The organism is Kitasatospora sp. NA04385 (assembly GCF_013364235.1).
Classification (GTDB): domain Bacteria; phylum Actinomycetota; class Actinomycetes; order Streptomycetales; family Streptomycetaceae; genus Kitasatospora.
This window is the reverse complement of the sequence record NZ_CP054919.1, coordinates 4,248,171-4,262,094: the sequence shown is the minus strand read 5'-3', so window position 1 is coordinate 4,262,094 and position 13,924 is coordinate 4,248,171. Positions and strand designations below refer to the sequence as shown.

Sequence of the window (13,924 nt, the reverse complement as noted above, 5' to 3'; positions counted from 1 at the left end):
CCGGTCAGGCCGCCGGAGGATGGTGGGCGGCAGCCGGAAGGGCAGCCAGGCCGGTCAGGCCGGTCAGGCCGCCGGAGGGAGACCGAGCAGGCGGCGGGCCGCCCGCATCGTCCGGTCGTAGCGGGACGGGTCGTCGTGCAGCACCGCGAGGCTGTTGGCGCTGTCCATCAGACCGGTCAGCAGCATGGCCAGTTCCTCCGGGTCGGTGCCCGCGGGCAGCTCGCCGGCCGCCTCGGCCGCCCGGGCCAGGTCGACCACCAGGGCCTCCCACTCCAGCGCCGACTGGGCCAGCGCGTCCCGCACCGGGCCGGGCTGGGCGTCGAACTCGGCCGTCACCGAGTAGAAGAAGCAGCCGCCGTCGAAGACCCGGCCGCGCGAGTAGTCGAGCCAGGACTCACACAGCGCCAGCAGCCGGTCCACCCCCTCGGGACGCTCCAGCGCCGGGGTCACCACCCGGTCGTAGAAGATCCGCCGGGCCGCCCGGACCGTCGCCAGCTGCAGTTCCTCCTTCGAACCGAAGCCCGCGAACACGCCGCTCTTGCTCAGCCCCAGGTCCGTCGCCAGCCGCCCGATCGACAGCGCGCCCAGTCCCTCGACCGAGGCGATCTGCACGGCCCGGCCGAGCACCGCCCGTCGGGTCTCGTTGCCGCGCTGGACCCGGCCGTCGGTGGCGGAGTCGATGACCACGGGAACACCTCCGGCGGAACGGGTCGGGACACCCGCCAGAGTACGCCGGAGCAGCCCTCAGCCGGTGTGCTCGCCCGGCAGGTACGGGGTCTCGCGCAGGAAGAGCGCCCCGCAGGTGTGGCAGTTGTGGTCGGGGTCGACGGTCCACCCGGCGGCGTCCTGGAGGGGCGCGGCGGCGGACAGCTCCCTGCCGCACAACGCGATGAGGTCCGCATCGCGGACGATGTGCCAGCTGACCACGGAGTCCGTGGCGCCGTTCGGGCCGGTCTCGGCGCGCATCTGATGCATCATGATCACCATGGTCCGCTGCCCGGGCGGGACCGGCAATTCGCGCGCAGGTCGGTGCTTTGTCACCGGTGCTCTGGCATCGGTGTTCCGACATCCGTGCCCCAACATCGGTGTCGCGTCACCCATGTCCCAGCATCCGCGCTGCGACATCCGTGTTTCGACATCGGTGCTGCGGCATGGGTGCTGCGACACCGATGTCACGTCATCGGTGCAGCGTCATGAATGCCCCATCACCGATGTCGCGCCACAGATGCGCCGACATCAATGTCGCGACATCGATGCGCCGACACTGATGCCGCAACATCCATGCCCGCACACCAATGACGTGTCATCACTACTCCGCCGGGGGCTCCGACATCAGCTCCCGCACCTCGATCGGCATGTTCATCGGCTTCCCGTCGTGCCCGGGCGCGGCAGAGACCCGCGCGGCGATCTCGACCGCCCGCGCCTCGTCGGCGCAGTCGACCAGCCACCAGCCGAACAGGAACTCCTTGCTGTCCGGGAACGGGCCGCCGGTAACGGTGGGGGCCCCGTCGGTGGCGCGGACGATGCGGGCGGTGTCGGGCATGGCCAGGCCGCGGGCCTCGACCAGTTCGCCGGTGGCGGTCAGGTCGGCCACCGTCTGGCGCATGTGGGCGACGTGGACGGCGGTGGCCTCGGGGCTCCAGGTGGGGATCGGCGGGACGTGGGTGTCGTCCTGGCTGAAGTGCATCTGCAGCATGTACGTCACGGCGGGGCTCCTCGCGGTACGGGCGGGCGGTGTCGCTCTTCCGTACCAAGGTCGGAGCCGGGGAGGCGTTCTCGACATCCCGGCGTCCCGCCCCGCCCCGACCCGCCCCGCCCCGCCCCGCCCCGCGGCGTCCTACCCCGCGGCGCCGCACCCCGCGACCGTCCCACCCCGCAGCACGGCGCGGGAACGAACACAGCGGGCGCAGGGACGGCAGAGCAGCGAGGCGGCGGAGAGCGGCGCCGGTCAGGTGGTCGGGCGCAGGGCCCGCCAGGCCGCGAGGGTGGCCAGGAGCAGGGCGGCGCCGGAGAGGGAGAAGCCGATCCGGGCGTCGACGTGCTGGGAGACGAAGGTGACGGCGAGGCCGGTGACCGGGAGGGTGCCGGTCATCGCGCTGCCCCACAGGGACATCACCCGGCCGCGCAGCTCGGGGGCGGAGCGCAGCTGGGCCAGGGTGTTGGCGGTGGCGATGAACCAGATCGAGGTGAGGCCGACGGCGGCCAGGCCGATCACGGCGACGTAGATGTTCGGCGAGAGTGCGGTGAGCAGGATCGCGGCCGAGGTGGCCAGGGCCAGGGTGCGCACCCGGCGCGGGGTGGGCTCCGGGGAGGCGGCGGCCAGCAGGGCGCCGGGCAGGCCGCCGATGCCGAAGGCCGCCATCAGCAGGCCGTACCCGCCGCCGCCGCGGTGCAGGGCGTAGCTGACCAACGGCGGGAGGGTGAGTCCCATCGCGAAGATCAGGCCGCTGGCGGCGGACATCGGCAGCAGGCCGCGGATGAGCGGCGAGTGCCAGGCGTAGGAGAGTCCCTCGCGGGCGCTCGCCTTGGGGCCGCGGGCCGGTGCGCGGCGCGGGCCGCCGCCGGCCGGGCGGAGCTTGAGCAGGGCGACCATGGGGGCGGTGTAGGAGAGCGCGTTGAAGGCGAAGCAGAACGCGGCGCCGCTGGTGGCGAGCAGCGCCCCGGCGATGCTGGGGCTGATCACCCGGGAGGCGTTGAGCGCGACCTCCCAGAGTCCGACGGCGCTGGCCACCGCTCCGGCGCCGACCAGGTCGACCACGAAGACCTGGCGGGCCGGGGAGTCGACGGTGGTGATCAGTCCGGTGCAGGCGGAGAGCGTCAGCAGCACCCACAGCCGGATCCCGCCGAAGGCGGCGATCAGGGCCAGGGACAGGCCGATGGCCATCATCAGGCTCTGGGTGACCATCAGCAGCCGACGCCGGTCCGAGCGGTCGACCAGCGCTCCGGCCCACGGGCCGAGGAGCAGCGTCGGGCCCCAGGCGCAGGCCGTCTGGACCGTCAGCCAGACCGCGTTGTGGGTGAGTTCGAGGATCATCCAGGACATCGCGACGCCCTGCGCGAGACCGCCGGACGCGGACGTCAGCTGGCCGTAGAACCAGAGGCGGAAGTCCCGCCCCTGCAAGGCGTTGCCCATCCGGGACAGCGCACGACGGGAGGCGGAGGCAGGCTCCGCGGCAGTGGTGGTCATGGTCCCCTCCGGTGGCCGGTCTAGACCTTAACCGGCGCTCCCGGACGCGTGGCCAGCGGATTTCGGACCGTGAGATGCGCCGGGGCGTCAAAGGGGACGAAATGGGGTCGGATACGAACGGGCGGCCCGTGGCGGTTCAGCGGACCGTGGCAGTTCGGCAGACTACGGTCGGCCGTTCAGGAGGCGGTGCGCAGCAGGGCGGCGGCGGGGCCGGGGGTGAGCAGCTTGTCGAAGCTGACGGTGGCGCCGCGCAGCGGGTGGGTGCGGAGCTGGACGTGGTCGGCCAGGGCGTGGATCAGGAACAGTCCGCGGCCGCACTCGGCGTCCAGGTCGGGCACGGTGTCGGCGGCGGGGCCCGGCGGGACGGGGCACGGCAGCGGGGGCAGCACGTGGGTGTCGTACGGGGCGGGCCGGTCCGCGACGGGACGGCGGACGGTGAGCACCCGGGCCGGGACGGAGGCGCGGCCGCGGCGGGTGCGACAGCGCGGGGCGGGCCGCTCGGCGGCCGGGCGGCGCGTCGCGGTCGGTCGCACCCCGGGGCGCTCGGCGACGGCGACGGCGACGGGCGCGGGCGCGAACAAGGACGCGGGCACGGACGCGGCCGGGCTGGTGTTGGCGACCTCGATCCGCAGCAGGTCGCCGCTGCGCGAGGCGGTGACCTGGAAGGTGTCCCCGGCGTGGGCGGGCACGGCGTGCTCGACGGCGTTGGCGCACGCCTCGGTGAGGGCGAGGCCGAGGTCGAAGGCGACCTGCGGGTCGACTCCGGCGGAGTCCATGGCGCCGAGCAGGATGCGGCGGGCGAGCGGCACGCTGGCCGGGTCGCGCTTGAGGTGCAGAGTCCACCAGATTTCCACGGGAGATCCCTCCTGGCTGCGGCTCCACATACAACTAGCTATCTCCTCGGCCGCGCACGGCGAACCGTCCGCACGAGCGAAGCCCGCCCGTTCGGCGGATGGACTGGTCCTGTCGGGTGTGCCGATCAGCGCGCGGACGGGTGAGTGCGCCGGTCGGTTTCTCGCCATTCGGAGCGGGTTGCCGCCCCTGCCCCGGAGCCGGGTGTAGGCGGTGAGATGATGGCCCGGCCATGACCGACCCCACCGCCGCCGCCCGCCGGGGCGCCGCCGTGCCCGGCCGCCGGAGCGCCGTCGCGCTCGCGCGCCGGGTCGCCGCCGCGCTCGCGCGCCGGGTCGCCGCCGCGCCCGCGCCGGGTGCCCGCGCGCCGGGTGCCGGTGGCGGCCTGGGACCTGCGGCTGCTGCGGGCGGTGCCGTTCGCGCTGGTGTGCACCCTGGTGGCGGCCTTCGGGCACGCGCGGGCGGGTGGCGCGGTGGCGCCGGACGTGCTGCTGCTGGGCTTCCTGGCGGTGTGCGCGGCGGCGGCGCTGGTCGGCGGGCGGGAGCGCTCGCTGGCGGCCATCGCGGCCGCGCTGGGCGCCGGGCAGCTGGGGCTGCACCTGCTGTTCCACTTCCTCGGCGGCGGCCTGGGCGGCGGTGCGCCGATGGCGCACGCGCAGATGGCCGGAACCGGTTCCACGGACCCGCTGGCGGTGGTCGCGGGCCGGCTGCTGTGCGACGACGTCCCGGGCAACGGGCTGACCGTCGTCCCGCTGGACACCACGCCGGAGCAGGTGGTGAGCGCCGCGGGCCTGGACCCGCAGGCGGTGGTCGCGGCCGCGATGCCGCACCCGTCCGGCTGGCTGGGGCTCACCACCGGCATGCTGCTGGGCCACCTGGCGGCGGCGCTGGTCGCGGGCTGGTGGCTGCGGCGCGGCGAGGCCGCGCTGTGGCGGCTGGTGCGGACGACGGCGCTGACCGCCCGCGGGTGGGCGGCCCCGCTGCGCACCGCGGTGGCGCTGCTGACGGCGCTGCTGCTGGGCACCGGGCGGCCGGCCGCGCCGCGCCGGTGCGGCGGGCGCGCGGAGGACTGGCCGCTGCCGGTGGCGGCGGCGCTGCGGCACTGCGTGCTGCGCCGGGGCCCGCCCGTGGTGGCGTTCGCGCGCTGATCGGCCCGGGAAGGACCGGGGCCGGGCGCGCACCGCTGCCGCCGTGCCCGCGACGTGAGCGGGCCGGACGGGTCCCCGCACCTCACCCCGTGCCGACGCGCACTGCCGCGCGGCCCCCTTTCCTCAGGAGTCCCCTGATGCGTTCGCTTTCCGCCCGTCGTTCCCTCGGTGCGCTCGCGCTGGCCGGCGCCGCCCTGCTGGCGTCCGCCGTCCCGGCCGCCGCGCACGTGACCGTCCAGTCGGGCAACGCCCAGCAGGGCGGGTACACCGCCGTGGCGTTCCGGGTGCCGAACGAGAGCGACACCGCCTCCACCGTGAAGGTCGAAGTCAACCTGCCGGCGGACCACCCGATGGCCTCGGTGCGCACCCAGCCGGTGCCGGGCTGGACGGCCGTGATGGAGAAGTCGAAGCTCGACAAGCCGCTGGACTCGCACGGCCAGCAGATCACCGAGGCCGTCACGAAGATCACCTGGACCGCGAACGACGGCACCAAGATCGCGCCCGGGCAGTACCAGGACTTCTCGGTCTCGCTCGGCGCCCTGCCGACCGACACCGACAAGCTGACCTTCAAGGCGCTGCAGACGTACGACAACGGCGACGTGGTCCGCTGGATCGAGGAGGCCAAGGACGGGCAGCCCGAGCCGGCCAAGCCCGCCCCGACGCTGAAGCTGACCAAGGCCGCCGCGGCCGCCCCCTCGGCCGCCGCCGACCAGCACTCGACGGACTCCACCGGCAAGCAGGAGAGCGCCGCGGCCGCCCCGAAGGGCTCCGACTCGACGGCCCGCACGCTGGGCGTGGTCGGCATCGTGGTCGGCGTGGTCGGCGCCGCGCTGGGCGTCGCCGGGCTGCGCCGCCGCTCCGGCCAGTCCTGACCCGCCGCCGGGACGGGGCCGCGCGCCCCGTCCCGGCGCACCTCCCGCACCTCCCGCACCTCTCGCACTTCCCGCACCCGCGCTGCTCCCGCGAGCTCCCCGTACTCCCACGCTCCCGCGCTCCCCGCACGAACAGGAAAGTCCCTTGGCCTCCCTCCACCGCCCCCGTCCCCGGCTGCTGACCGCCGCCGCCCTCGTCCTCGGCGCCTCGCTCGCGCTGTCCGCCTGCTCCTCGTCCGGTGGCGGCGGGGAGAGCACCGGGGCGGCGAAGGTCAGCAAGAAGGCGTCGACCAGCCAGTACCGGGGCACGGTGCTGAGCAAGAACTTCGAGAAGCCGGACCTGGTGCTGAACGACACCTCCGGGCAGCCGTACGACCTGCGGGCGAAGACCGCGGGCAAGACGGTGCTGCTGTTCTTCGGCTACACCAGCTGCCCGGACGTCTGCCCGACCACGATGGGCGACATCGGCGTCGCGATGTCGAAGCTGACCCCCGCGCAGCGGGAGAAGCTGGCGGTCGTGTTCGTCTCCACCGACCCGGAGCGGGACACCCCGCAGGTGCTGCGGACCTGGCTGGACTCGATGGGCAAGGACTTCATCGGCATGACCGGCGACCTGGCGAAGGTGAAGGCCGCCGCCAAGCCGCTGGGCATCGCGGTCGAGGACCCGGTGGTCGACGACAAGGGCGCGGTCACCTCCACCCACGGCGCGCAGGTGCTGGCGTTCCTGCCCACCGACGACAAGGCGCACCTGCTGTACATGGCGGGCACCTCGATCGACGTCTACCGGCACGACCTGGAGCTGATGGCGGACGGGGTGGCGGTGTGAGCAGCCGGTCGTTCCGGCGCTCCGCGCTGCTCGGGGCGGGGCTGGCGGCCGCGCTCGCGGTCGGCGCGGGCGCGGTGGCGCACCAGTCCGGCGGCGGCCCCGGCGGCGCGCCGCGGCTGACCGTCGCGGACCCGTACATACCGCTGCCCGCGACGCCCGGCGGGATGGGCGCGGGCTACCTGACGGTCCGCAACGCCGGCGGCGCGGACACCCTGCTCGGCGTGAGCAGCCCGGCCGCCGGGTCGGTGACCATGCACCGTTCGACCGACACCTCGATGGAGCAGGTCGACGAGATGGACGTGCCGGCCGGCGGCACGCTCGACCTGGCCCGCGGCGGCGCGCACCTGATGATCATGGACTGGGCCGCGCAGCCCGCGCTGGGCGACGAGTTGGAGCTGGACCTGCAGTTCGCCAAGGCGGGCCGGGTCGTGGTCAAGGTTCCGGTGAAACCGCTGACGTACCGTCCGGGTAGCTGATCGGCGATGGCGACGAGGAGAGGCACGCACGTGGTGACAGGGGTGAGGCGGCGGCTCGGCGCGCTGCTGGCGGTGCTGGTGGCGGCGCTCGGACTGGTGCTCGGCGGGGCGACGGCGGCGTCCGCGCACGCCACCCTGGAGGGCACCGACCCGGCGCGGGGCTCGGTGGTGGCGACCGCGCCCGCCGCGGTCACGCTGACCTTCAGCGAGGGCGTGTCGCTGGCCGCGGACTCGGTGCGGGTGCTCGACCCGCAGGGCAACCCGGTCGACGACGGCAAGCCCGAGCACGTCGACGGCAAGGCCGCCACCGCCCGGGTGGCGCTGCGCCCGAACCTCGCCAACGGCACCTACACGGTGGCCTGGCGGGCCGTCTCGGAGGACTCCCACCCCGTCGGCGGCGCCTTCACCTTCTCCGTCGGCGCCCCCTCCGACACCTCGGTGAACGCCGCCGCCGTGCAGGGCGCCAAGGCCGACGGCGCGGTCGCCTTCGCCTACGGCACCGCCCGCACCGTGGCCTACCTCGCGTTCGCGCTGCTGGCCGGCGCCGCCGCGTTCGTGATCGTGGCGTGGCCGGGCGGCGCGTCCGTGCGCGGCGTGCAGCGGCTGCTGATGACCGGCTGGATCGCGCTGCTGCTGTCCACCGTGGCCGTGCTGATGCTGCGCGGCCCGTACGAGCGCGGCACCGGCCTCGGGCAGTCCTTCGACCTGTCGCTGGTGCGCGCCACCCTGGACGAGCGGATCGGCACCGCGCTGGCCGCCCGGCTGCTGCTGCTCGCCGCCGCGGGCGTCTTCCTGTCGCTGCTGGTCGGCCAGTTGGGGATGCAGCAGCCCAAGGCCGTCCCCGCCGTCGCGGAGCCCGAGGCGGAACCCGAGGACGAGGAGGAGGCGGAGCTGCGCCGGCTGGAGCGGGCCGCCGCCGAGCGCCCGCAGCGCGACACCCGGCTCGGCCTCGGCCTGGCCGGGCTCGCCCTGGCGCTCGCGCTGTCCGCGACCTGGGTCGGTGCCGACCACTCCTCGGTCGGCATCCAGGTCCCGCTGGCGCTGCCGCTGGCCGCCCTGCACCTGCTCGCGATGGCCGGCTGGCTCGGCGGCCTGGCCGTCCTGGTCGTCGGCCTGCGCCACGGCCTGCCCGCCGCCGCCGTCGACCGCTTCTCCAAGCTGGCGTTCTGGCTGGTCGCGGTGCTCGTGGTGACCGGCGTCTACCAGTCCTGGCGCGGTCTCGGCTCCTGGAGCGCGCTGGTCGACACCGAGTACGGGCGGCTGCTGCTGATCAAGGTCGGCTGCGTGGCGGCGATGCTCGGCGTCGCCTGGATCTCCCGCGCCTGGACGGCCCGGCTGCGCGGCGCCGACGAGACCGCGGCCGTGGCTACGGCCACGGCCACGGGCACGGGCACGGACGAGGGCCGGGAGGAGCGGGAGCAGCAGGAGGGCGCCGCGGCGGTGGGCGCAAAGGCCGCCGCGAGCACCCCGGCCGGGAACGCCGGTAACGGCGGGAACGGCCGGAACGGCCGGAACGGCGGGAACGGCCGGAACGGCGGGGCCGCCGAGGGCGCCGACCCGGAGCGGGCCGCCCAGCTCGCCCGGCAGCGGGCGCTGCGCGACCGGGCCCGGGCGAGCGGTCCGCCGCCGCTCCCCGCCCGGGCCGGGCTGCGGCGCAGCGTGGCGGTGGAGACCGCGGTGGCGGTGCTGGTGCTGGTGGTCACCACCATGCTCACCAACTCCCCGCCCGGACGCGTGGCCCAGGCCGTCGCCGACGCGCCCGCGCCGGCCGGCGCGGGCGCGAGCGCCGGAGCCTCGGCGGTGCCGGGGCGGACCGAGGAGCTGAAGCTCCCGTACGACACCGGCGGCCGCACCGCCAACGCCAAGGGCACCGCGGTCGTCACCGTCAACCCGGTCGCCACCGGCCCCAACGCCGTCACCCTGAAGCTCACCGACTCCACCGGTCAGCCCACCGAGGTGCCGGAACTGGAGCTCGCCTTCACCCTCCCCGACCGCGACCTCGGCCCGCTCCCGGTCACCCTGCAGTCGCAGGGCACCGGCAGTTGGACGGGCACCGCGCAGCTGCCGCTGAACGGCGTGTGGGTGGTGTCGGTGACCGTCCGCTCCTCCGACATCGACCAGGTCACGGCCACCCAGCAACTGAAGGTCGGCCAGTGAGCACGCTGGGGCAGGAACAGGGGCAGGAACGGGAGCGGGAGCGACGGCGGGGCGGTGCGCCGGGGCTGTCCCGGCGGGCGGTGCTCGGCGGGGCCGGGGCCGGGCTCGCGGTGGGGGCGGCCGGCGGGGCGTGGGGCGGGCGGGCGTCCGCGCACGCCCCGGCCGAGGGGGTGACGCTGGGCGGCGCCCGGGTGCCGTTCCACGGGGCCCGGCAGGGCGGGATCGTCGAGCCCGCCCAGGCCCGGGTCGAGTGGGCCGCCTTCGATCTGCTGGCCAGCACCGGGCGGGACGGGCTGGCCGCGCTGCTGCGCGGCTGGTCCGCGGCGGCGGCCCGGATGGCCGCGGGCGAACCCGCCGCCGAGGGCGAGAACCAGATCGCGCTGGACGCCGGGCCCAGCTCGCTGACCGTCACCTTCGGCTTCGGCGCCACCCTGTTCGACAAGGCCGGCCTGGCCGACCGCCGCCCCCGGGAGCTGGCCGCGCTGCCCGCCTTCCCGGGCGACGCGCTGGACCCGGTCCGCTCCGACGGCGACCTGTGGGTGCAGGTCGGCGCGGACGACACCCTGGTCGCGGTGCACGCGCTGCGGGTGCTGACGCGGCTGGCCACCGGGCTGGCCGCGCCGCGCTGGCTGATGTCCGGCTTCGCCCGGACGCCCGGCGCGACGCCGCACCCGATGACCGGCCGCAACCTGATGGGCCAGGTCGACGGCACCAACAACCCGCGCCCGCAGGACCCGGACTTCGGCGCCACCGTCTTCGCCGGCGGCCCGGACTGGATGAACGGCGGCAGCTACGCGGTGCTGCGCCGCATCCGGATGCTGCTGGAGGGCTGGGACACCCTGCCGCTGGACAAGCAGGAGCGGATCATCGGCCGCCGCAAGAGCGACGGCGCCCCGCTGTCCGGCGGGCCGGACGCGGTCGAGCGCACCCCCGTCGACCTGGCCGCCACCGACCCGGACGGCGTGCTGCGGATCGCCCCCGACGCGCACGTCCGGGTCGCCGCGGCGGCCTCCAACGGCGGGGCGGCGATGCTGCGGCGCGGCTTCTCCTTCCACGACGGCCTGCTGCCCGACGGCTCCCCCGACGCGGGCCTGCTGTTCGCCGCGTACCAGGCCGACCCGGCCCGCGGCTTCGTGCCGGTGCAGCAGCGGCTGTCGCGCGGCGACGGCCTGTCCCGGTACCTGCGGCACGAGGCGTCCGCGCTGTTCGCGGTGCCGCCGGGCGCCCCCGAGGGCGGGTACGTGGGCCAGCAGCTGCTGGAGGGCTGAGCCGGACCGGACCGGTGCGCGGCGCCCTGCCCGCAGAGCGGGACGGGAACCGGGCGGGGCTCCGGGAGTGGCTATGGTGAAGTTTGTGGGCGGTGCCGACCCCGCGTTGGCCAACGAGAAGTCGGCATCGCGCAGCCACACCCACGTGCAGTGAGTTCGGAGGCGGTCATGTCGGCGACCCGTTACACCTACCTCGGGCCCGCGGGCACCTTCACCGAGGCGGCGCTGCGCACCCTGCCGGAGGCGGCGACCCGGGAGCTGACGCCGATGGCCTCGGTCTCGGCGGCGCTGGACGCGGTGCGGGCCGGCGAGGCCGCGGGCGCGATGGTGGCGATCGAGAACTCGGTGGACGGCGCGGTCACCACCACCAGCGACGAGCTGATCAACGGCAGCCCGCTGATGATCTACCGCGAGGTGCTGCTGCCGATCTCGTTCGCGGTGATGGTCCGCCCCGGCACGGCGGCGGGCGACGTGAAGACGGTCAGCGGCCACCCGGTGGCCCAGCCGCAGGTGCGGCACTGGCTGGCCACGAACCTGCCCGACGCGCAGTGGGAGTCGGCGGCGTCCAACGCGGAGGCGGCCCGGCTGGTCCAGGAGGGCCGCTACGACGCGGCGGTGGCGGGGGCGTTCGCGGCCGAGCTGTACGGCCTGGAGGTGCTGTCGGACGAGATCCACGACGCGGCCGCGCCGACCACCCGGTTCGTGCTGGCGGGCCGCCCGGGGCGGGTGTCCTCGGCGACCGGCTGGGACAAGACCTCGATGGTGGTGTGGCTGCCGGACGACCACCCGGGCGCGCTGCTGGAGCTGCTCCAGGAGTTCGCGGTGCGCGGGATCAACCTGATGCGGATCGAGTCCCGGCCGACCGGCGAGGGCATGGGCAACTACTGCTTCCTGATCGACTGCGAGGGGCACCTCAGCGAGCGGCGGGTCAGCGAGGCGATGATGGGCCTGAAGCGGATCTGCCCGCAGGTGCGCTTCCTCGGCTCCTACCCGCGGGCCGACAAGGGCACCGCCTTCCCGCTCCGCAACGGCACCTCCGACCTGGACTTCGCGAACGCCTCGGACTGGCTCTCGCGCTGCCTGGACGGGCGCGGGGAGCTGTAGCCGGCCGTCCCGCCCGGGGCCCTCGCGGGGGCCCGCCCGGGCGGGGGCGAATTCCGGCCGGGACGGGTCCGCCCGCGGGCCCGTCCCGTTCATTTCCGACACGCCCGGACGTCACCTGCCCGGCGCAGCCCCGTTCACCAGCGGCGCGGCCGGCCGGGCCCGGTGCGGCGGCGGTCGGGGCGGTTCATCCACAGGACGGCGGGCCGCGTCCACAGGCCCGGTTGTCCCCAGCTGACGGGCAGTTATCCACAGGGCCCGGCCCGAGTCGACAAACCGGTAAAGAAACCCGCAGTTCCAGTCAGATCATCCGCTAGGGGCGCGGAGTGGACTTATCGGACCAGAGTCGCCCGCACGCCGACAAATCACCTGGGCGAGCGAGCGAATTCCCTCACTCGGGAAGCCGAATCGAGGTTTGAAACCCGGAATTCCTGGTTCGGACGTCTGCGGACCTTCGGTTCTCCACTGTCCACAGGCCGACGCGCGAACCTGTGGATAACCGGCTCCCCGGAAGGTTGTCCACCGGGGTTATCCACAGGCGGGACGGGGTTATCCCCAACCCCGGAACGGCCCTCCACCGCCCCCGCCCCGGGCCGCGCGGGACAGGATGCCACATTCCCGGACAGCCGGGACATAAACGCCCAAGCCGTCGCCCGGCCGGAACCCGCCCCCGCCCCGGCCGGGCGGCGTCCCGGAGCCGCCCCCGCCCACCGGTAGGCTGGAGCCCGTGATCGACCTCCGCCTGCTCCGTGACGACCCCGAGCGAGTGCGCACCTCGCAGCGCTCCCGGGGTGAGGACGTCGACCTGGTCGACGCCCTGCTCCTTGCCGACGAGCGCCGCCGCTCGGCCGGCACCCGCTTCGACGAACTGCGCGCCGAGCAGAAGCAGCTCGGCAAGCGGGTGGCCGCCGCCAAGGGCGACGAGAAGGCCGCCCTGCTGGCCCGCACCAAGGAGCTGGCCGCCGAGGTGAAGGCCGCCGACGCCGCGCAGGGCGAGGCGAAGGAGGAGGCCGAGCGGCTGCAGCGCTCGCTGGCCAACCTGATCGACCCGGCCGCCCCGGTCGGCGGCGAGGAGGACTTCGTCACGCTGGAGGAGATCGGCACCCCGCGCGACTTCGCCGCCGAGGGCTTCGAGCCCCGCGACCACGTCGAACTGGGCCAGCTGCTCGGCGCGATCGACACCGAGCGTGGCGCCAAGGTGGCCGGTGCCCGCTCCTACTACCTGACCGGCCCCGGCGCGCTGCTGGAACTGGCCCTGGTCAACATGGCGATGGCGCAGGCCTCCGCGGTCGGCTTCACCCCGATGATCACCCCGGCGCTGGTGCGCCCCGCCGCGATGGACGGCACCGGCTTCCTCGGCCAGGCCGCCGAGAACGTGTACTACCTCGCGGACGACGACCGCTACCTGGTCGGCACCAGCGAAGTCCCGCTCGCCGCCTACCACATGGACGAGATCCTGGACGCCGAGCGGCTCCCGCTGCGGTACGCCGGCTTCTCCTCCTGCTTCCGCCGCGAGGCCGGCACCTACGGCAAGGACACCCGCGGCATCATCCGGGTCCACCAGTTCGAGAAGGTGGAGATGTTCGTCTTCACCGCCCCCGAGGACGCCGAGGCCGAGCACCGCCGCCTGCTCCAGTGGGAGAAGGACTTCCTGAACGCGCTGGAGCTGCCCTACCGGGTGATCGACGTCGCCTCCGGCGACCTCGGCGCCTCGGCCGCCCGCAAGTTCGACATCGAGGCGTGGGTGCCGACCCAGGGCAAGTACCGCGAGGTCACCTCCACCTCCAACACCACCGAGTACCAGGCCCGCCGGCTCTCCATCCGGATGCGCGACACCGAGGGCGTCCGCCCGCTCGCCACCCTCAACGGCACCCTGGTCGCCGTCCCCCGGGTGATCGTCGCGCTGCTGGAGAACCACCAGCGGGCCGACGGCTCGGTGGTCCTGCCCGAGGCGCTGCGGCCCTTCCTCGGCGGGAAGGCCGTGCTGGAGCCCGTCGCCGCCCGGTAACACCCCTTCGTCCAGGAGCACTCCGCGCC

General features: G+C 75.1%; 13 protein-coding genes. 8 read left to right on the top strand and 5 right to left on the bottom strand.

What is annotated here, in order from left to right:
• Positions 1 to 63 precede the first annotated feature (63 nt).
• The 5 genes from HUT16_RS19085 to HUT16_RS19065 all read right to left on the bottom strand — a co-directional run bounded on the left by HUT16_RS19085 (position 64) and on the right by HUT16_RS19065 (position 4,041).
• Complete coding sequence (locus HUT16_RS19085; RefSeq protein WP_176189346.1) at positions 64 to 687, bottom strand: TetR/AcrR family transcriptional regulator; 624 nt, start codon at positions 685 to 687, stop codon at positions 64 to 66.
• A 57-nt stretch (positions 688 to 744) separates the two neighbouring features.
• The gene (locus tag HUT16_RS19080; protein WP_176189345.1) at positions 745 to 978 is read right to left on the bottom strand and encodes a hypothetical protein; all 234 of its coding nucleotides are present in this window, start codon (positions 976 to 978) and stop codon (positions 745 to 747) included.
• A 331-nt stretch (positions 979 to 1,309) separates the two neighbouring features.
• Positions 1,310 to 1,696, bottom strand: a complete 387-nt coding sequence (locus HUT16_RS19075) for a YciI family protein (RefSeq protein ID WP_176192755.1) — start codon at positions 1,694 to 1,696, stop codon at positions 1,310 to 1,312.
• 252 nt (positions 1,697 to 1,948) lie between these two features.
• A complete protein-coding gene (locus tag HUT16_RS19070; RefSeq protein WP_176189344.1) occupies positions 1,949 to 3,187 on the bottom strand; it encodes an MFS transporter in 1,239 nt (412 codons plus the stop codon).
• Positions 3,188 to 3,363: 176 nt separating this feature from the next.
• On the bottom strand, positions 3,364 to 4,041 hold the full coding sequence (locus tag HUT16_RS19065; protein WP_254897877.1) for an ATP-binding protein: 678 nt from the start codon (positions 4,039 to 4,041) through the stop codon (positions 3,364 to 3,366).
• 354 nt (positions 4,042 to 4,395) lie between these two features.
• On the opposite strand from HUT16_RS19065, the gene HUT16_RS19060 reads away from it, so the two are divergent.
• The 8 genes from HUT16_RS19060 (at position 4,396) to serS (ending at position 13,895) form a co-directional block, all read left to right on the top strand.
• Entirely contained in the window at positions 4,396 to 5,187 is a 792-nt protein-coding gene (locus HUT16_RS19060) for a hypothetical protein (protein WP_254897876.1), read from the top strand.
• 137 nt (positions 5,188 to 5,324) lie between these two features.
• Entirely contained in the window at positions 5,325 to 6,059 is a 735-nt protein-coding gene (locus tag HUT16_RS19055) for a YcnI family protein (protein WP_176189342.1), read from the top strand.
• Positions 6,060 to 6,204: 145 nt separating this feature from the next.
• Positions 6,205 to 6,885: an SCO family protein gene (locus HUT16_RS19050; RefSeq protein ID WP_176189341.1), complete on the top strand. Its 681-nt coding sequence runs from the start codon at positions 6,205 to 6,207 to the stop codon at positions 6,883 to 6,885.
• Positions 6,882 to 7,361, top strand: coding sequence for a copper chaperone PCu(A)C (locus HUT16_RS19045; protein WP_176189340.1), 480 nt, complete (start codon positions 6,882 to 6,884; stop codon positions 7,359 to 7,361). The genes HUT16_RS19050 and HUT16_RS19045 overlap by 4 nt, the downstream gene beginning before the upstream one ends.
• A gap of 33 nt (positions 7,362 to 7,394) precedes the next feature.
• Complete coding sequence (locus HUT16_RS19040) at positions 7,395 to 9,518, top strand: FixH family protein (protein WP_254897875.1); 2,124 nt, start codon at positions 7,395 to 7,397, stop codon at positions 9,516 to 9,518.
• A 5-nt stretch (positions 9,519 to 9,523) separates the two neighbouring features.
• Positions 9,524 to 10,786, top strand: coding sequence for an iron uptake transporter deferrochelatase/peroxidase subunit (gene efeB / locus HUT16_RS19035; protein ID WP_176192753.1), 1,263 nt, complete (start codon positions 9,524 to 9,526; stop codon positions 10,784 to 10,786).
• Positions 10,787 to 10,954: 168 nt separating this feature from the next.
• A complete protein-coding gene (gene pheA / locus HUT16_RS19030) occupies positions 10,955 to 11,890 on the top strand; it encodes a prephenate dehydratase (RefSeq protein WP_176189338.1) in 936 nt (311 codons plus the stop codon).
• Positions 11,891 to 12,614: 724 nt separating this feature from the next.
• Positions 12,615 to 13,895 (top strand): serine--tRNA ligase, encoded by a 1,281-nt coding sequence (serS, locus tag HUT16_RS19025; RefSeq protein WP_176189337.1) that lies wholly within the window; start codon positions 12,615 to 12,617, stop codon positions 13,893 to 13,895.
• Positions 13,896 to 13,924: the final 29 nt, after the last annotated feature.

What these genes read in the sequence shown, in the direction of transcription:
- HUT16_RS19075 (WP_176192755.1), bottom strand. Translation starts at nt 1,696, where the DNA reads ATGCTGCAGATGCACTTCAGCCAGGACGACACCCACGTCCCGCCGATC.
- HUT16_RS19080 (WP_176189345.1), bottom strand. Translation starts at nt 978, where the DNA reads ATGATGCATCAGATGCGCGCCGAGACCGGCCCGAACGGCGCCACGGAC.
- HUT16_RS19070 (WP_176189344.1), bottom strand. Translation starts at nt 3,187, where the DNA reads ATGACCACCACTGCCGCGGAGCCTGCCTCCGCCTCCCGTCGTGCGCTG.
- pheA (WP_176189338.1), top strand. Translation starts at nt 10,955, where the DNA reads ATGTCGGCGACCCGTTACACCTACCTCGGGCCCGCGGGCACCTTCACC.
- HUT16_RS19055 (WP_176189342.1), top strand. Translation starts at nt 5,325, where the DNA reads ATGCGTTCGCTTTCCGCCCGTCGTTCCCTCGGTGCGCTCGCGCTGGCC.